Annotated in this window: 13 protein-coding genes and 1 pseudogene; 10 read left to right on the top strand and 4 right to left on the bottom strand. The window is 67.3% G+C overall.

Annotation, left to right across the window (positions count from 1 at the left end):
• The first annotated feature begins 74 nt into the window (after window positions 1–74).
• The 5 genes from FQU96_RS38865 to FQU96_RS38845 all read left to right on the top strand — a co-directional run bounded on the left by FQU96_RS38865 (window position 75) and on the right by FQU96_RS38845 (window position 6,812).
• Window positions 75–2,504 (top strand): bifunctional acetate--CoA ligase family protein/GNAT family N-acetyltransferase, encoded by a 2,430-nt coding sequence (locus FQU96_RS38865; protein ID WP_146546805.1) that lies wholly within the window; start codon window positions 75–77, stop codon window positions 2,502–2,504.
• 46 nt (window positions 2,505–2,550) lie between these two features.
• Window positions 2,551–4,176 (top strand): apolipoprotein N-acyltransferase, encoded by a 1,626-nt coding sequence (gene lnt, locus FQU96_RS38860; RefSeq protein ID WP_178131074.1) that lies wholly within the window; start codon window positions 2,551–2,553, stop codon window positions 4,174–4,176.
• 307 nt (window positions 4,177–4,483) lie between these two features.
• On the top strand, window positions 4,484–4,939 hold the full coding sequence (locus tag FQU96_RS38855; RefSeq protein ID WP_146546803.1) for a helix-turn-helix domain-containing protein: 456 nt from the start codon (window positions 4,484–4,486) through the stop codon (window positions 4,937–4,939).
• A gap of 218 nt (window positions 4,940–5,157) precedes the next feature.
• Window positions 5,158–6,225 carry a TauD/TfdA family dioxygenase gene (locus FQU96_RS38850; RefSeq protein ID WP_146546802.1) on the top strand — a complete coding sequence of 356 codons (1,068 nt, stop codon included), beginning with the start codon at window positions 5,158–5,160 and terminating at the stop codon, window positions 6,223–6,225.
• Window positions 6,222–6,812: a nucleotidyltransferase family protein gene (locus tag FQU96_RS38845; RefSeq protein WP_146546801.1), complete on the top strand. Its 591-nt coding sequence runs from the start codon at window positions 6,222–6,224 to the stop codon at window positions 6,810–6,812. Before FQU96_RS38850 ends, FQU96_RS38845 begins: the two co-directional genes overlap by 4 nt.
• Here FQU96_RS38845 and FQU96_RS38840 read toward each other — a convergent pair.
• A complete protein-coding gene (locus tag FQU96_RS38840; RefSeq protein ID WP_146546800.1) occupies window positions 6,785–7,546 on the bottom strand; it encodes an SDR family NAD(P)-dependent oxidoreductase in 762 nt (253 codons plus the stop codon). The genes FQU96_RS38845 and FQU96_RS38840 overlap by 28 nt on opposite strands.
• 11 nt (window positions 7,547–7,557) lie before the next feature.
• Entirely contained in the window at window positions 7,558–8,754 is a 1,197-nt protein-coding gene (locus tag FQU96_RS38835; protein ID WP_146546799.1) for an FAD-dependent monooxygenase, read from the bottom strand.
• 73 nt (window positions 8,755–8,827) lie between these two features.
• On the opposite strand from FQU96_RS38835, the gene FQU96_RS38830 reads away from it, so the two are divergent.
• From FQU96_RS38830 to FQU96_RS38820, 3 genes and pseudogenes are all read left to right on the top strand, one after another.
• The gene (locus tag FQU96_RS38830) at window positions 8,828–10,492 is read left to right on the top strand and encodes a thiamine pyrophosphate-binding protein (RefSeq protein ID WP_146546798.1); all 1,665 of its coding nucleotides are present in this window, start codon (window positions 8,828–8,830) and stop codon (window positions 10,490–10,492) included.
• Window positions 10,493–10,603: 111 nt separating this feature from the next.
• Window positions 10,604–11,584, top strand: a pseudogene (deoC, locus tag FQU96_RS38825) (deoxyribose-phosphate aldolase); the annotation flags it as partial.
• 151 nt (window positions 11,585–11,735) lie between these two features.
• Window positions 11,736–14,135 carry an aldehyde dehydrogenase family protein gene (locus tag FQU96_RS38820; protein ID WP_146546796.1) on the top strand — a complete coding sequence of 800 codons (2,400 nt, stop codon included), beginning with the start codon at window positions 11,736–11,738 and terminating at the stop codon, window positions 14,133–14,135.
• Between the two features lie 195 nt (window positions 14,136–14,330).
• Here the strand turns inward: FQU96_RS38820 and FQU96_RS38815 are convergent, their stop codons facing one another.
• A complete protein-coding gene (locus FQU96_RS38815; protein ID WP_146546795.1) occupies window positions 14,331–15,575 on the bottom strand; it encodes an LLM class flavin-dependent oxidoreductase in 1,245 nt (414 codons plus the stop codon).
• 185 nt (window positions 15,576–15,760) lie between these two features.
• Between FQU96_RS38815 and FQU96_RS38810 the strand changes: the two genes are divergently transcribed.
• On the top strand, window positions 15,761–16,462 hold the full coding sequence (locus FQU96_RS38810; RefSeq protein ID WP_146546794.1) for a fumarylacetoacetate hydrolase family protein: 702 nt from the start codon (window positions 15,761–15,763) through the stop codon (window positions 16,460–16,462).
• Here the strand turns inward: FQU96_RS38810 and FQU96_RS38805 are convergent, their stop codons facing one another.
• A complete protein-coding gene (locus FQU96_RS38805) occupies window positions 16,463–17,395 on the bottom strand; it encodes a LysR family transcriptional regulator (RefSeq protein ID WP_146546793.1) in 933 nt (310 codons plus the stop codon).
• A gap of 128 nt (window positions 17,396–17,523) precedes the next feature.
• On the opposite strand from FQU96_RS38805, the gene FQU96_RS38800 reads away from it, so the two are divergent.
• On the top strand, window positions 17,524–18,813 hold the full coding sequence (locus tag FQU96_RS38800; protein ID WP_146546792.1) for an acyl-CoA dehydrogenase family protein: 1,290 nt from the start codon (window positions 17,524–17,526) through the stop codon (window positions 18,811–18,813).
• Window positions 18,814–18,826: the final 13 nt, after the last annotated feature.

Below are 18,826 nucleotides of genomic sequence, written 5' to 3'. Positions count from 1 at the left end.
GATGGCGAGCGCGACACCGGGACCGCTGACGGAGTCTTGGCGGTGACGCTTTTCGGGGTCAGCATGCGATCATCATGAGCCTGCGCCACCTCGACGCTCTGCTGAAACCCCGTTCGGTCGCTCTGGTCGGTGCCAGCGTGCGGGCCGGCTCGGTCGGCGCGCTGCTGCTGGGCAAGCTGACCGACGGCCGGTTTGCGGGCGAGGTGTGGCTGGTCAATCCCAGGGGCGCACTCGACGCCGATCGCGCCGTATTCCGCGACATCCGCGCGCTGCCCGCGGCCCCGGACCTGGCGTTGATCGCGGCACCCGGCCGGCATGTCCCCGGCATCCTGCGCGATCTTGGCCGGCGCGGCGGCAAGGCTGCCGTGATTTTTGCCGATGATCTGGGCGGCGGCGATGCCGAGCGTCATCTCAAGGCCAGGCGCCTGGTGGCGCGCATCGCGCGGCGCTATGGGCTGCGCATCCTCGGTCCGGCGTCGGTCGGCCTGCAATCGCCAGGGCTGGGGCTGGACGCCAGCCTGTCGCCGACCGCGGCCGTCGCCGGCGATCTCGCCTTTGTCACCCAGTCGGCCGCGGTGGCCAGTGCCGCCGTCGACTGGGCTGCGTCGCGGCGCATCGGGTTCAGCTACGCCGTCACCCTGGGCGAGATGACCGATATCGATTTCGGCCTGATGCTCGACTGGCTGGCGCTCGATGAAGGAACGCGCGCCATCCTGCTGCACATCGAACGGGTGAAGGACGCGCGCCTCTTCATGTCGGCCGCGCGGGCGGCGGCGCGCGCCAAGCCGGTCATCGTGCTGAAGACCGGCCGCCGCTCGGCGACGGCGCGTACGGCGCACGCGTATTCCGGTGCCGTGACCGAGGAAGCCTACGATGCTGCCTTCCGCCGCGCCGGCATGCTGCGGGTCGGCGACCTGGACGAGCTGTTCGAGGCCACGGCAACGCTGGCCGGCCGGCGTCAGCCGGTGGGCGATCGGCTCGCCATCCTGGCCAACGGCGGCGGGCTCGGCGTGCTGGCCGCCGATACCCTGCTGGATCTCGGCGGCCGGCTCGCGGCGATCGAGCCCGGTACGCAAGGACGCCAGACCTGGACCCGCGGCAACCCGCTCGACGTGACCAGCGATGCGCCGGCCGAACGCTATGCCGAGGCGGCCCAGGCGCTGCTGGCGGCGCCGACGGTGGACGCGTTGCTGGCCGTGCATGCGCCCTCGCCGTTCGTGCCGGCCACGGCACCGGCGCAGGCGCTGATCGATGCCGCCGCCGCCAGCCGCAAGCCGGTGCTGGCGAGCTGGGTCGGCGGCGCCACCCAGGAGGCGGCGCGGCACCTGTTCGTCGAGGCCGGCATGCCGAACTACGACACGCCGCGTCAGGCGGTGCGCGGGTTCATGCATCTGGTGAACTTCCGCCGCAACCGCGAAATCCTGATGCAGACGCCGGCCTCGCAACCCGAGACGTTCACCATCGACGTCAAGCGCGCGCGCACCGTGCTGCAGTTGGCGCGCCGCGCCGGGCGTGTCGAGCTGACACCGGAGGAGTCGCTGGCCGTGCTGCAGGCGGCGGCGATCGCGACGGCACCGACCTTCCGGCCGGTCGAGGGCACGGCCTATGACCTGGTGGCGGCGCTGCGCGAGGATCCGGTGTTCGGCCCGCTGTTGGTGTTCGGCCGCGGCGGGCTGGTCGGCCGTCGCCTTGATGACCGCGCGCTGGCGCTGCCGCCGCTGAACATGGCCCTGGCGCGCGACGTCATGACCCGCACGCGGGTCTGGCGGCTGCTGCAAGGCGGCGACGGCCAGCCGGCGGCGGCGCTCGATGCGCTGGCGCTCACCCTGATCAAGGTGGCGCAGATCGCCGTCGACCTGCCCGAGATCGAGTCGCTGCGCATCGATCCGCTGCGGGTCGATGCGCGGGCCGCGGTGGCGATGGCGGCGCGCATCTGGCTGGCGCCGTCGGAGCAAGCGGCATCGCGCCTGGCGATCCGACCCTATCCCAAGGAACTGGAGAGCACGCACGCATTGCCGGACGGTCGCACCTTCCTGCTGCGTCCGATGCGGCCGGAGGACGAGCCGCTCATCATCGAAATGACCGACCGCATGGATCGCGAGGACGTGCGCATGCGCTTCTTCGCGCCGCTGCCGCGGCTGTCGCACGAGATGGCCGCGCGCCTCACCCAGCTCGACTACGATCGCCAGATGGCCCTGATCGCGCTGGGTGGCGACGCCGACGGCCGTCGGCACGCCTGGGGCGTCGTGCGCATCGCCGCCGATCCTGACAACGACTCGGCCGAGTTCGCCGTTGCCGTGCGCAGTGATATGAAAGGCCACGGCATGGGATCCTTCCTGATGAACCACATCATTGCCTATGCGCGCACGCGCGGTCTCAAGACGGTGATGGGCTACGTGCTGTCCGAGAATGAGCCGATGCTGTCGCTCAGCCGCCGGCTGGGCTTCGTGCCCCTGCGGGTGCCGGACGATCCCACCGTGCAAAAAGTCTCGTTGCGCCTGTAATCACGTGTGGGATGCAGCCGTCAGGCGCGCAGGCTACAAGGGACCGATGTCGCTCGAATCGCCCCTCCGGCGCATCGCCTGCGCGGTCGCGGCGATGCGCGGCTGGCGGCGCTGGCTGCTGGCTGCCCTGCTGGGCGCCGGTGCCGGCTTCGCCATGCCACCGTGGTATGTGTTCCCCCTGATGGTGGTGGGCCTGGTCGGCCTGCTCTGGCTGATCGATGGCACCCGCGTGCCCGAGGTCGAGGAGGCTGATGCCGCGCCGCCGCGGCAGCGACCGTACCGACGCAGTTTTGGCGACGGGCTGTTGTGGGGGCTGGGTTACTTCGCGGTCGGCAGTCTGTGGATCATCGAGGCGTTTTCGGTGCCGCCGGCCGATTTCGTGGCGCTCGGGCCGCCGATCGTCGGCGGGCTGGCCGTCGTGCTGGCCATCTTCGTCGGCCTGTCGTGTCTGTCCTGGACCTGGCTCGTGCGCCGCCGGCCGCGCCTGGGCCAGGGCTGGCTGCGGGTGCTGCTGTTTGCCGTCCTGCTCGCGGCGTTCGAATGGCTGCGCGGGCATGTCTTCACCGGTTATCCGTGGAATCCGTTCGGTCATGTCTGGGCGTTTGCCGCCGTCACCCTGCAGCCGGCGGCGTGGTTCGGTGTCTATGGACTGAGCGCACTCACGGTTGCGCTTCTGACCCTGCCCGCCGCGCTCAGCGATGGCCGCGGGCGCGCCGTCCTGATCGTCGGCGTCCTGCTGCTGCTGCCCTTTGTTGCCGCCGCGCCGCGTGTCCTGCTGGCCGCGCCGTCCCCCAATACCGGCCCGATGCTGCGGCTGGTGCAGCCTAATATTCCGCAAAGCGAAAAATGGCTGTGGGAAATGCGTGACCGGCACCTGGCCAAGATGCTGGACATGAGCACGGCGGACCGACCGGCCGACCTACGCCACGTGATCTGGCCGGAGACCGCCGTGCCGTTCCTGCTGGCGCAATCGCCCGACTATCTGCGCACCGTCGCCACAGTGGCGCCCGCGGACGGCTACCTGCTCGTCGGGGCGCCGCGCGGTGCCATGACGGTGGACGAGGCGCGCGTCATATCGCCCGGCAGCGCGCGGCCGCAGTGGAACAGCCTGCACGCGGTCGACGGCAAGGGCTTCATCCGCGCCACCTACGACAAGATCCACCTGGTGCCGCTGGGCGAGTATCTGCCGCTGCGCCATTACTATGCGTTTCTGGCCGATACCATTGGCCGCGGCTCCTTCGAGGCCGGCCTGGAGCGGCGGACCATGCGCCTGCCGGGGCTGCCGCCGGTGGGCGTCATCATCTGCTACGAAGCCATTTTCCCGGCCGCGGTGGTCGACCCGCTCGACCGCCCGGACTGGATCCTCAATGTCACCAACGACTCCTGGTTCGGCGCGTCCAGCGGGCCCTACCAGCACATGGTGAGCGCCCGTCTGCGTGCCGTGGAAGAAGGACTACCGCTGGTGCGTGTCGCCAATACCGGCATCTCTGCCATTATCGATCGGTTCGGGCGGGTCGAGGCACAACTGGGCATGGAGAAAACCGGCATCATCGACCACAACCTGCCGCCGCCTGGGCCGGCAACGCCGTTTGCGCGGTTTGGTGATTGGTCATTTCTCGCCTTATTGTTGCTCCTGGCTCTGCCCGGTGTTTATCTCGCTAATCGAAATTAGATTGTCCTGCAGTCCGGTTCACGGCGCCTCACCTGTTTCCCAGGCTTAAAACGGCGCGAAAGCGGTCACAAGAAAGCAACCGGACATATCAAAAAAGGTATTAACAATAGGACAATTTCACGTCAGAATAACGACCGTGCGCAGGTTAGCTTAACGCTAGAAACGCGCATCTGCGTTGTACTGTGGAAGGACGCGGGACAAACCGCACCTACCCCGCACGCAGGAGGCGAGCCCGGGACGGCGATCCCGGCGGCGCCGAGCCATCGCACCGGGTGGCCCGGTAGTCGCAAGTGAAGGAGTTTCAAAAATGGCAGGTCATCCGGTCGACGTTCACGTGGGGACACGGGTGCGGCAACGCCGAACATTGCTCGGCATGAGTCAAGAGAAACTGGGCGAGGCCGTCGGTCTGACGTTCCAGCAGATCCAAAAATACGAACGGGGCGCCAACCGCATCGGCTCCAGCCGGCTGTACGAGTTCAGCAAGGTGCTGGACGTCCCGGTGTCCTATTTCTTCGAAGACATGCCGGTCAACGTTCTGGTCGGCCCGCGGCGCGGTCGGGGCCGCAAGAGCGGTTTTGCCGAGGAGGGCACGCCCTTCGAGGACGAGAAGGATCCGCTCGCCAAGCGCGAGACGCTCGAACTGGTGCGCGCCTACTACAAGATCGACGAGGCGAAGGTACGTAAGCGTATCTTCGAGATGGTCAAGGCGGTCGGGGCCGCCTCGCGGGCGCATAAGCTGTCGGGTCCCGCCAAGCGCAAGTGAGGGATGTCTGTCGCCAACCGGTGCCAGGGCGGCAGATGTCGGCAGATCGCAGCCTGCAGGTGTTCCGCCGTTCGTGACCGGGGCGGAGCGGACACCGGCGGCGCCGCTTGTCGTGTTGGCCGGCGCGTGATCGTGCATTGCGTCCCTTCGAGGCTGCGGCTTCCCTTCGCGGTGCGGTGCGGTTAGACCTGGGTATTCCACCACTTCGGGGGAGGCCCATGTCCGCCCGTTCGCTTGTCGCGTTGCCGTCCCATCAGGCTGGGCCGGCTGCCTGGTATGGACCTGACATGGCGCAGCGCACCGATTGGATCGTGGCGTTGTCGGCGGCCGACCTCGCCGAGATCGACGCCGCGACGCAGCGCTTGGCGGCGCGTGCGGCCGACATCGCGCAGGTCACGCCGGCGGACTTTCCGCTGCCGACACTGGGACCGAAGCTGGCGCAGGCGCTCGAGGCGTTGCTGCACGGCCGCGGCTTCGTGCTGCTGCGCGGCCTGCCGGTCGAACGCTACAGCCTGCGCCAGGCGGCGACGGCATTCTTCGGCATCGGTGCCCATCTCGGCAATGCCCGGTCGCAGAACGCGAAGGGCCATGTGCTGGGCCATGTCAAGGACATGGGCCTGTCGAGCAAGGATCCCAGTGTCCGCATCTACCAGACCAACGAGCGGCAGACCTATCACACCGATTCCTGCGACGTGGTGGGTTTGCTGTGCCTGAAGACGGCGCGGCGGGGCGGCCTGTCGACCCTGGTCAGCTCGACCACGATCTTCAACGAGATGCGGCGCCGCCGGCCCGATCTGTTGGCCCTGCTGTTCGAGCCCATCGCCACGGACCGCCGCGGCGAGGTCCCCGCCGGCATGAAGCCGTACTTCGAGATCCCGGTCTTCAGCTGGCACGAAGGCCACCTGACGGCGCTGTACCAGCGCCAGTACATCGACAGTGCCCAGCGCCTGGCCGACGTGCCGGTCCTGAGCGCCCAGCAGGTCGAGGCGCTCGACCTGTTCGATGAACTGGCCAACGATCCGGCGCTGAACCTGCACATGGAATTCAGGCCGGGCGACATGCAGTTCGTGCACAACCATACCCTGCTGCACGATCGCACCGGCTTCGAGGATTGGGACGAGCCCGATCGGCGCCGCCACTTGCTGCGCCTGTGGCTGGCCTGCCCTGGCGCGCGGCCGCTGCCGCCGGTGTTCGCCCAGCGCTACGGCAAGGTCGATATCGGCGACCGCGGCGGCATCATCGTGCCCGGCACCATCGTTCTCAACGCGCCGCTGGAAGCCGTGTGAGCCCGCCATCCCTCGAAACCGTCGTGCGTGGCCACCCTGTGCTGGCCGTGGTGCTCGACCATTGCGCGGCCTGGGCGCTGCCCGACGCCTGGCTGGTGGCCGGTGCGGTGACGCAGAGCGTGTGGAATGCCGCCACCGGCCGGGATCCCTTGCACGGCATCCGGGATATCGACATCGTCTATTTCGACGCCGCCGACCTGTCGGCCGAAACCGAAGCGGCGCACGAAGCGCGCCTGCGCGTGCTGCTGGCCGATGTGCCGGTCAAGCTCGACGTGAAGAACGAAGCCCGTGTGCATCTCTGGTACAGGGACGTCTTCGGCCATGGCATCGATGCCTATCGCTCGACCGAGGATGCCATCGGCACCTTCCCGACCACGGCGACTAGCATCGGCGTGCGGCTGGAGGCCGGTGCGCTGAACGTCTGCGCGCCGTTCGGCGTCGATGATCTGATGGGTGGCATCGTGCGGCCCAACAAGCGCCAGATCACCCGTGCCGTCTACGACAAGAAGGTCGCGCGGTGGCGCACGCTTTGGCCGGAGCTGACCTACCTGCCGTGGGATCAGACCCAGCCGCCGTCGACGACGTAGTGCTGGCTGGTGCAGGCCGCGGCCTCGTCTGAGATCAGGAACACCACGAAGCGGGCGACATCGTCGGGAACCAGCCAGCGCTTGAGGCACTGCGCGTCCAGCATGCGCTTCTCGCCCTCCGGCGTGATCCACTTGCGCTGCTGGCGTTCGGTGCGGATCCAGCCCGGCGCGACGGCGTTCACCCGCACGTTGAAGGGCCCATAGTCGCGCGCCAGCGAGCGGGTCAGGCCCAGCACGGCCGATTTGGCGGCGGTGTAGACCGCCATGCCGCCCATGCCGGTCATCCACGAGATCGAGGCGAAGTTCACGATCGCGCCACCCCTGGCCGCCGTCATGTCCGGCAGCACCGCCTGGGCGGCGAAGAACTGATGGCGCAGGTTGACGGCCATCAGGGCGTCCCACTGCTCGGGCGTGACGTCTTGCGTGGCATGCCGCTCGTCGAACGCGGCGTTGTTGACCAGCGCCGTGATGGGCCCGAAGCGGCCACGCACGGTATCGACAGCAGTCCGCAGCGCGGCGATGTCGGTCAGATCGGCGCGCTCAAAATGCACGTCGGCACCCTGCTCGTGCAGGTCGCGCACCAGCGCCTCGGCCGGCGCCTGCTGGATGTCGATGAACGCCACGCGGCTTTTCTGGCGCGCGAAGGCGCGCACGATGGCCTCACCGATGCCGGTGGCACCGCCGGTCACCAGCACGGTGCGGCCGGCGAGATCGGGATAGATGGCTCCAGCCATGGTTTGCTCCGTCAAGCTGCTGCGCCGGGAAGGACACCGGCATCGTGGGCGTAAAGCCAGCCGACCGCCGCGATGGACCGGTCGCCCGTGGCGGCCGTCTGGGCGTCGCGTTTCTGTTGATCGATGCCGTCAGGCAGGTGGAAGCGCGTCTTGTTGTGGCGCGACATCTCCTGCAGCCGCGTGGTGCGCGGCTTGCGCAGCAACTCATAGCGCGCGAGCGCACCGGGCACGTTGCCATCGGCCTGCACAAGACAGGCGGTCAGCGTCGCGCCGTCCTCGATCGACTGGACGGCGCCCTGGGCCATGAACGGCAGCATGGCATGACAGGAATCGCCCAGCAGCGTGATGCGGCCGGCCGACCACCGCGGCAGCGGCTCGCGATCGAACAGCGCCCATTTGAAGGTCTCGTCGACGGCACCGATGATGGTCCGCACCTGCGGGTGCCAGCCCTCGAACAGACGCAGCGCGTCGGCCACCGCGCCGCGCTCGTTCCACGACTCGCGGGTCCAGGATTCTTCCTCCTGCACAGCCACGAAGTTCATCAGTCGGCCGCCGGCGACATAGTAGTGCACGAAGTGGCCACCCGGTCCCCACCAGCTGTTGGACGTCACCTCCAGGTTCAGAGGGGCCAGTCGCTCGGCCGGCACCAGCCCGCGATAGGCAACACAGCCGGTGAAACGCGGCTTGTCGTCGCCGAACAGGATCTGGCGCACGCGGGAGTGAATACCGTCGGCGCCGATCAACATGTCAGCGGTGATCCGCGCGCCGTTCTCGAAGCGCGCCTCGACGTGACTGCCGTGGTCGATGGCATCGACAAGCCGATGACCGACATGCACGCGCTCACCGGGCAGCACCGCGGCGATCGCGGCCAGCAGGTCGGCGCGGTGGAAATGGTAGTAGGGCGCGCCGAAGGTCCGCTCGACCGTTTCGCCCAGCGGCGCGCGTTGCAAGGTGCGGCCGTCATCCCAGCGGCGCTGGTGAACGCCCACCGGCCGCACGCCACGTTGGGCCAGCACGCCCGCGAGGCCGAGCCGATGCAGGATGCGTGACCCGTTGGGGCTGATCTGGATGCCGGCGCCGATTTCGCTCAGCGCGCCGGCCTGCTCATAGACCTGCACATCGAAACCGGCATCCAACAGCAACGCGGCCGCGGCCAGGCCGCCGATGCCACCACCGATCACCGCAACGGTGAGTCCCGCCTGTGTCATGCGTGCTTTTTACCAAGGATCGCTGCGAGCGCCTATGATCGCGTCCGGAATCGAGGCCGTACGGGAGGCGTGTATGCGCGGGCGACATGTGTTCATGCAAAGTCTGGTCAAGCACGGCGTGCGACACATCTTCGGCAATCCCGGTACGACCGAAAGCCCGCTGATCGACAGCCTGCCCGAGTATCCGCAGATCGATTATGTCGTCGCGCTGCACGAAGGCGTCGCGCTGGGCGCCGCCAGCTTCTACGCGCAGGCCACCGGTCGCACCGGGGTCGTGAACGTGCACGTCGCACCGGGTCTGGGTAATGCGCTCGGCATGCTCTACAGCGCACTCAAGGCATCCTCGCCGATGGTGGTGACGGCCGGCCAGCAGGATACCCGCATGCGTTTGCGCGATCCGTTGCTGGGACATGATCTCGTGGCGATGGCGGCGCCTGTCACCAAGTGGAGCGTGCAGGCCGAGCGCGCCGACGAGTTGGGGCCGTTGTTGCGCCGCGCCTTCAAGATCGCCAACGATCCGCCGGCCGGCCCGGTGTTCGTCGCGCTGCCCATCGACGTGATGGAGCAGGAAACCGACATCGATGCGATCGGTCCCGGGACGCTCTACCGCGCGGGGCGGCCGGATCCTGATGGTGTGACCGATGTTGCGCGCCTGCTGCTGGCCAGCCGGGCACCGGTGATCGTCGCCGGCGACGACGTGGCGCGGGCCGGGGCCAACGACGCACTGGTGGCGCTGGCCGAACGCATCGGCGCGCCGGTCTGGGTCGAGGGCCTGCGCCACCAGTTGTCGTTCCCCTCGACGCACCCCAGCGCCCGCGGCGCCGTGCCGTTCGATGCGGCGGCCATCCGCAAGGCGCTCGGCGGCGCCGATCTGGTGCTGCTGGCCGGCGGACCGTTCTTCGAGGACGTCTGGTACGCCGCCGGTGATCCGTTTCCGGATGGCGCCGTGGTGGTGCAGCTCGAGGAGTCGCCGCAGCGCCTGGCGTATAATTATGCACCGCAGGCTGGATTGGTGGGGCAGCTGCAGCACACGTTGCGCGCCGTGCACGACAGCGTCGGGGCGTCGGCCGACGACAGCTATCGCACGGCAGCGGCGCGACGTAACGCGGCACTCAAGGCCGCCAAGGACGACGAGACCGCGTCCTATCAGGCCCGTGTCCAGAAGGCATGGAACCGCCTGCCGATGTCGATGGCGCGCGCGATGTCGGAGATCCGGGCGGCCGTGCCGGCCAATACCGTCGTTGTCGACGAATCCATCACGGCCAACATCGATCTGGCGCGGGCATTCGAGTTCTCGAAAGCGGGTGACTACTACAGCGGACGCGGCGGCGGGATCGGCCAGGGCCTGGCCGGTGCCATCGGCGCCAAGGTGGCCCATCCGGACCGCGTCGTCGTGGCGGTCTCCGGCGATGGCTCGGCGATGTACAGCATCCAGGCGCTGTGGACCGCCGCGCACCACAAGCTCGCCATCGTCTTCGTGATCCTGGCCAATCGCGAGTATCGCGTTCTGAAGCACAATCTCGACGTCTACCGCCAGCGCTTCGGCGAGCTCATGAACCATCCCTATCCGCACATGGACCTGACGCAGCCCGGGCTGGGCTTTGTCGACATGGCGCGCGGCATGGGCGTGGCCGGCACGGCCGTCACGAATCCTGACGACCTGCGGGCTGCCATCGCGCGAGCCGTCGCGTCGGGCGAACCGCATCTGGTCGAAGTGGCGATCGAGGGCAAGCGCTAGTATCTGGGATCACGCGTCACTGATACAGCTGTCATCCCGAGCGCAGCGAGGGATCTTCTGCAAGAGACGCACGAATGCGCCTGCATCAAAAGATCCCTCGCTGCGCTCGGGATGACAGTCCCCAGTCATACTCGAGCGATAGCGGGTACTAGGCGGCTTTCGCAACGGCGCTGCGCGGGCGTATCATTCGACGTTTTGCGGCCGCCTGGTCGAGGGAGGCGGGTGATGCGTTCTGATGTCGGATTGGGCCACGCGCCGCGCAAGCTGGCGCTGGCCAACCATCGTCAGCGCAACGAGGGCACGGCCCTGCAGATGGCGTGGTTCGATGCCATGCAGGTCAATCTCTCGGCGGCGGAGCGACGGACGGCAACGTTGCCGGCGCGCCGATCGGTGAAGAAGGAATACCAGGCCGCCTGGCTGGTGAAGGCCGTCACCTGCATCGATCTCACCACGTTGGCCGGCGACGACACGCCCGGCCGCGTCCGTCGCCTGTGCGCCAAGGGACGGCGTCCCCTGCGCGACGATCTGGTCGCGGCGCTGGGCCTGGCCGACGATCCGCCCCGGGTCGGTGCGATCTGTGTCTATCCCGCCATGGTCGGACCCGCCGTCAAGGCGCTGGACGGCTCCGGCATTCCCGTGGCGTCGGTCGCCACCGGCTTTCCCGCCGGCCAGACGCCACTGGCGCAGCGGCTGGGCGAGATCCGCTATGCCGTCGGCGAAGGCGCCGCCGAGATCGACATCGTGATCAGCCGCGCGCAAGCCCTGACCGGTGACTGGCAGGGGCTCTACGACGAGGTGAAGGCGATGCGCGAGGCCTGTGGCGCGGCGCACCTCAAGGCGATTCTGGCGACCGGCGATCTGAAAACGCTGCGCAACGTCTACAAGGCCGGCATGGTGGCCATGATGGCGGGAGCGGATTTCATCAAGACGTCGACGGGCAAGGAGGATGTCAACGCCACCCTGCCGGTCAGCCTCGTCATGCTGCGGGCGATTCGCGACTACCAGCACCAGACGGGCGTGCGTGTCGGCTTCAAGCCGGCCGGCGGGCTGCGCACCGCCAAGGATGCGCTCAACTGGTTGATCCTGATGAAGGAGGAACTCGGGCGTCCATGGCTCGAGCCGGACCTGTTCCGCATCGGCGCCAGCAGCCTGCTGGCCGACATCGAACGTCAGATCGAGCATTTCGTGACCGGCCGCTATGCCGCCGGCCATCACCACGCCGTGGGCTGAAGAGGAGCGGGTGATGGTGCTCGTGAAGGACATCCTCGACAGCATGGATTATGGCCCGTCGCCGGAGGCGAATGACCATGCGTCGGCATGGCTGGAGCAGCACGCCGGCGGCTTCGGGCATTTCATCGATGGCGCCTTCGTCGCGCCGGCCGACGGCGCCATGATCGACGTCTTCGACCCGGCGCGGGAGACGCAGATCGCCCGGGTGGCCCAGGGCTCTGTCGCGGACATCGACCGCGCCGTCGTCGCGGCGCGCCGGGCATTCAAGCCGTGGTCCGCGCTGCCCGGCCATGTCCGGGCACGGCATCTCTATGCGCTGGCGCGCCATATCCAGAAGCGCGAGCGCTTTCTGTCCGTGCTGGAGAGCATGGACAACGGCAAGCCGATCCGCGAGACGCGCGATATCGACGTGCCGCTGGCAGCACGCCATTTCTATCATCATGCCGGCTGGGCCGAGCTGTGCGCCGGCGAGTTCCCGGATCATGTGCCGGTGGGAGTCTGCGGCCAGATCATCCCGTGGAACTTCCCGCTGCTGATGCTGGCGTGGAAGATCGCGCCGGCGCTGGCGGCAGGCAATACCGTGGTGCTGAAGCCGGCCGAGTTCACGCCGCTCACGGCGCTGGCCTTTGCCGAGATCTGTCTTGAGGTCGGCCTGCCGCGCGGCGTCGTCAATATCGTGACCGGTGACGGATCGACCGGCGCTGCGCTGGTGGATCATGCCGGTGTCGACAAGATCGCCTTCACCGGTTCGACCGAGATCGGTCGCCTGATCCGCCGGGTGACCGCCGGTACCGGCAAGAAGCTGTCGCTGGAGCTGGGCGGCAAGTCGCCCTTCATCGTGTTCGAAGACGCCGATCTCGATGCCGCGGTCGAAGGCGTGGTCGATGCGATCTGGTTCAACCAGGGCGAGGTCTGCTGTGCCGGCTCACGGTTGCTGGTGCAGGAGGGCATTGCCGATCGGCTCTATCGCAAGCTGCGCGCCCGCATGGAAACCCTGCGGGTCGGCGATCCGCTCGACAAGTCGACCGATATCGGCGCTGTCGTGGCACCGGTGCAGCTCGATCGCATCCGCGCGCTGGTCGACAAGGGCACGCAGGAAGGCGCCCAGCTCTTTCAGCCATCCATCGCGCTGCCGGCCCGGGGTTGTTTCTATCCGCCGACTCTCTTCACCGGGGTCGAGCCGGCATCGACCATTGCCGAGGTCGAGATCTTCGGTCCCGTGATCGCCGGCATGACCTTCCGCACGCCGGACGAAGCGGTGGCGCTGGCCAACAACACGCGCTACGGGCTTGCAGGTTCGATCTGGTCGGAGAACATCGACCGCGCCCTCGACGTCGCGGCCAGGCTGAAAGCCGGTGTCATCTGGATCAACGCCACGAACCTGTTTGATGCCGCGTCGGGTTTCGGCGGCTACCGCGAGTCGGGTTTCGGTCGCGAAGGTGGCCGCGAGGGGCTTTACGAATATCTCGTGCCGGTGTGGGAGAAGAAGCCAGGCAAGGCACGCAAGGACGCCGCGCGCCCGGCACTCTCGCCGCTTCCTGCCGCCGGCACGGTCGCCGGCCTGCCGTCGATCGATCGCACGGCCAAGCTCTATGTCGGCGGCCAGCAGGCGCGCCCGGATGGCGGCCACAGCTATTCGGTGGTCGATCGGGCTGGCCGCTCTTTGGGCCAGGCCGGGCTCGGCAATCGCAAGGACATCCGCAATGCCGTCGAGGCGGCGGCGAAGGCGACCGGCTGGAGCACCGTGACGGCCCACAACCGGGCCCAGGTGCTTTACTACGTCGCCGAGAACCTCGCGGCGCGCGGTGGCGAGTTCGAAGCCCGGCTGATGTCGATGACGGGCATCACCGCCAAAGCCGCTGCGGCGGAGGTCGCGGCCGCGATTCGCCGTACCTTCCACTATGCGGCGTGGGCCGACAAGTTCGACGGCGCCGTGCATGCAACGCGCGCGCGTCACGTCACGCTGGCGATGAACGAGCCGTGGGGCGTCATGGGCATCGTCTGCCCGGACGAGGCGCCGTTGCTGGCCGTGATGTCGCTGGTGATGCCGGCCATCGCCATGGGCAATCGCGTCATCGTCGTGCCGTCGGCGCGCCATCCGTTGGCGGCGACCGATCTCTACCAGGTCCTCGACACCAGCGACGTGCCGGCCGGCGTCGTGAACATCATCACCGGTGAGCCCGACGCACTCGCCAAGGTGCTGGCCGAGCACGACGAGGTGTCGGCGCTCTGGTATGCCGGCTCCAAGAGCGGCAGCGCCGCTGTCGAGGCGGCGGCCGCCGGCAATCTCAAGGCGACATGGGTCGATCATGGCCGTGCCCGGGACTGGCTGGACGACATCCAGGCCCAGGGTCGCGACTTCCTGCGCCGTGCCACCCAGGTCAAGAACATCTGGGTGCCGTACGGGGAGTAGGTTGCACCCTCTCCGCCCGCGCAGCGGGGGGAGAGGGAGGGGCCCACGCGCAGCGTGGGAGGGTGAGGTGGGTGGTCTGAACCCACGCGGTTTCGCTCGCGAGATCACGTCCTTGTTCGGCGCCTACCTCACCCTCCCATCGCTCACGCGATGGGCCCCTCCCTCTCCCCCCACTGCGTGGGCGGAGAGGGTTGCCTAGTCGCCGGAAGCCGCCTTCTTTGCGGCGGCTTCCTTTTCCGCCATCCGTGCTTTCAGCTGCTCGGGCGTCAGTCGCACGATGTGCTCGTTCTGGTGGGCGAAGATGTCGTAGCGCTGGGTGTCGAGTTCCTCGAGCACGATCTCGCGCGCCAGCACTTTCTGCTTCCATTGCTGGTGCTCGGCCTCGGCGGCGTGGAACTCGGGCATCACCTCGCGCGCGAACAGCTCCAGCGAATCGCAGATATCCTGGTGGCTGGTCTTGCCGGCCTGGTTCAGCAGGATCACCTGGTCGACCCGGCTTTGCTGGAACAGGCGCAGCTTCTTGCGGATGGTCTCGGGTGAGCCGATCAGGCCGGCGTCCAGCGCCTTCTTCTCCTCCGGCCCGCCGCGCCAACTCTGATATTCGCGCCACAGGTCGCTGGTGCCGGGCGCATCGACTCCTTTGCGGCCGTAGTAGGAGAGCGCGAAGATGAAAAAGGTCCAGCCCGATGCCTTGGCGAGGGCTTCCTCGTCGGTCGGCGCGCACATGAAGCCTGCCACCATGGCGATGTTGGGATTGGCCGGGTAGTCGGTCAGCTTGCCGGGGTTGTTCAGCAGGTTGTTGTAGTATTTGTGCACCCAGGCACGGGCGGCCTCCGGCGTCACGAAGGTAAAGCCCAGCGCACCCATGCCCCATTCCCCGGCTTTGCCGATGGTCTGGATGTTGGAGCAGGCCACCCACAGCGGCGGATGCGGCTTCTGGTAGGGCTTGGGAATGACGTTGCGGGCCGGGAAATCATGGTACTGGCCGTGGAATTCCCAGCTCTCCTTGGTGAACATCGGGACGATAGCCTTGACGGCTTCCTCCCAGCGCTCGCGCTTGTCGCGTACCCGGACGTTGAACGGATGCAACTCCGCGGGACCTGCCGCCTCGCCCATGCCGAGATCGACCCGGCCGTCGGACAGCAGATCGAGTGTCGCCACCCGCTCGGCGACGCGGTGGGGCTGGTTGGTGGTGAGCTGCACGACACCATGTCCCAGCCGGATGCGTTTGGTGCGCTGGCTGGCCGCGCCCAGGAACACTTCCGGTGCCGAGGAGTGCGAATATTCCTCGAGGAAGTGATGCTCCACCTCCCAGGCGTAATCATAGCCCAAGCGGTCGGCCAGCTCGATCTGGGTCAGCGAATCCTGCAGCAACTGGTATTCACCGCGTTCGGTCCAGGGTCTGGGGAGTTGGTGTTCATAGAAGATGCCGAACTTCATCGAGCGGGGTCCTTCCAGCGGTGCGGCCAGGTCATCGTCGGAATTGGACGCCGGGGCCCGAGAGCGTGTCAACGCACCGCCGCGGAAAGCAGACCCTAACGTTCGACAGGGCTTTTGCCTCAATCGCTTGCCCGCCACCCTGGGCCTGCGCTAAGCCTGCGGCGAACACTTCGGGAGAGATTTCCATGGCCTATGTCGTTCCGCCGCCGTCAATTCCCGGCATACCGGTCATCGGAACCTCGGATTTGTTTCCGGTGCGGCGCATCTACTGCGTCGGCCGCAACTATGCGGCCCATGCCCGCGAGATGGGCGGCGATCCGGACCGCGAGCCGCCGTTCTTTTTCGCCAAGCCCAGCGATGCGGTCGTTGTCGCCGCGGATCCCAAGAACCCGGTTCGCATCCCCTATCCGCCGGCGACCAAGAACCTGCACCACGAGATGGAGCTGGTGGTGGCGATCGGCACGGGTGGCGCCAATATCAGCGTCGAGAAGGCGCTGGACCATGTCTATGGCTATGCCGCCGGGCTCGACATGACACGCCGCGACCTGCAGAACGCCGCCCGCGACAAGGGCCGGCCGTGGGACATGGGCAAGGGCTTCGATCAATCGGCGCCGATCGGTCACCTCTATCGCGCCACGCAGATCGGTCATCCCGCGGCGGGCGAGATTAAGCTCGACGTCTCGGGCAAGACCAAGCAGCACGCCGACCTGAAGGAGCTGATCTGGAACGTGCCGGAGACGATCGCCTACCTGTCCGGTTTGGTCACGCTGGGACCCGGTGACCTGATCTACACCGGCACACCTGAAGGGGTCGGACCGGTCGTGGCCGGCGACACGCTGATCGGTACCGTCGAGACCTGCGGCACGGTGGCGATCACTTACGTCTGATCATGCGGCGCGCGCCGCGGCCATCTTCCAGAAGACGGTCGCGGCTGAGCGCTCGTCGCCTTTTGCCCGCAGCAGCGTCAGGCAGCTTGCGGCGTCCAGGCCTTCGAGGGGACGACTGACCATTGGGGCCAGGCCCTTGAGATGGGCCCGGCCAAACCACCCGAGGCTCATCGCCGGCACGCGCTTGACGGCGCCGTAGCGTTCGACCGCCAGCGCATTGCGTTCCGGTGGCCGCAGGATGATGGCGCCGGCGTCGCGCAGGTGCCGCCCGATCGCGTCGGTCAGCGCAATGCCGTGGGTGCGATCGAACGTTGCGACCGGCACATTCTTCAGGGCCGACAGTGGCACGGAAGCCCGCCGGCTGGCTGGATGTTCACGCGGTAGCAGGATTTCGATCCGGCGATGGCGCAGAAGCAGGCGGTCGAGGTCGGCCGCAGCCGTGTTGGCGGCGTCGAGTGGCGAATAGGTCGGAACGCCGCCCAGCATCGGTTCGATCAGCAGCGCCAGATCGATTTCGCGCCGCGCCACGGCGGCCAGGAGTCGCACATCCGTATCGTTGGTGATGCGCAGCGGGATGTCGGGCTGCTGCAGGAGAAAACGTTCCAGCAGTGCGACCCGTTCGGCAACCAGCACGGTCTGGATGGTGGCGCCGATGGTCAGTTCGTTGGTCTGGATGGCGCGTGCGGCGGTGCGCACGGCATCGGTCTCGGCCAGTATGCGCCGTGCGTTGCCGAGGAAAAGGCGGCCTTGCGCCGACAGCTCGACACTGCGGCTGGTGCGCTTGAACAGCGGAAAGCCGAGACGGCGCTCGAATTCCCGGATCTGCGTCGACAGTGCCGGCTGCGACATGTTGAGCCGCGCGGCGGCCCGGCCGAACGAGCGTTCCTCGGCAATGGTGATGAAGGCACGGTACGGCTTGGCGTCGAGGTCCATGGCGGGCAGTCCCTATACGATCCATAAAGATTCTGGATCGATCCCGAAAGAATAATCAATTGGAACGGCTGCGATGAAGCGCGCCAATGTGCCCGCCGCCGCGATGGACGACATGCGAGAGAGACGCCATGTGGAGTTTCGAAACCGATCCCGACTACCAGGAGAAGCTGGATTGGGTGACGCGTTTTGTGAAAGAGGAGGTCGAGCCGCTCGATCATCTCGGTGTCCAGACCTATGACGTCAGGAACGAGAAGCGGAACAAGGCGGTCAAGCCGTTGCAGGCCGAGGTGCGGCGCCAGGGACTGTGGGCCTGCCATCTCGGCTCGGAGCTGGGCGGCCAGGGCTACGGCCAGGTGAAGCTTGGTCTGCTCAATGAAATCCTCGGACGCTCGCGCTTCGGGCCGATCGTCTTCGGCTGCCAGGCGCCGGACAGCGGCAATGCCGAGATCCTGGCCCACTACGGCACGGCCGAGCAGAAGCGGAAGTACCTCAAGCCCCTGCTGGATAACGAGATCGTCTCGTGCTTCTCGATGACCGAGCCGCAGGGCGGCGCCGATCCCAAGGTCTTCACCTGCCGCGCGGAGCTGGACGGCGATCAATGGGTGATCAACGGCGAGAAGTGGTTCTCGTCCCATGCCCATCTCGCGAGCTTCCTGATCGTCATGGCGGTGACTGATCCTCAGGCGCCACCCTATCGCCGCCTGTCGCAGTTCATCGTGCCGGCCGAGACGCCCGGCATCGAGATGATCCGCAACATGCCTGTCGGCCATCACGCACAACCCGGCCACGCCTATCTGCGCTACAACAACGTGCGGATTCCCCGCGACCACATGCTGGGCGAGCGCGGTGACGGTTTCGTCGTGGCCCAGACCCGCCTCGGCGGCGGCCGCATCCACCACGCGATGCGCACCATCGGCCAGGTGAAGAAGTCGTTCGACATGATGTGCGAACGGGTGTTGTCACGCGAAACCCAGGGCTCTCTGCTGGCTGACAAGCAGATGGTCCAGGAAAAGATCGCCGACAGTTGGATGGAGATCGAGCAGTTTCGCCTGCTGGTACTGCAGACCGCATGGAAGATCGACAAGTACAAGGACTATCGCCAGGTTCGCAAAGACATCTCGGCGGTGAAGGCACTGATGCCGAAGGTCTTTCACGATGTTGCAGCCCGGGCGCTGCATCTGCATGGCTCGCTGGGCGTGACGCCGGACATGCCGTTCGCCGAACAGGTGATCGAAAGCTTCCACATGGGCCTCGCCGACGGACCGACGGAAGTGCACAAGATCACCGTGGCGCGGCAGGTACTGCGCGACTATCACGGGACCAACCAGCTGTTCCCGACCCAGTACGGCCCTCATCTGCGCGAAGCGGCGATCGCGAAATTGGGCGATCTGATTGAGAGCGAGGTCGCGGCAGCGTAGAGAGATGGGGCAC

Origin of the sequence: Reyranella sp. CPCC 100927, from assembly GCF_007859315.1 — a bacterium.
Taxonomy (GTDB): Bacteria; Pseudomonadota; Alphaproteobacteria; order Reyranellales; family Reyranellaceae; genus Vineibacter.
The sequence above is the reverse complement of the archived record's forward strand: the minus strand, read 5'-3'. Positions and strand labels throughout refer to the sequence as shown.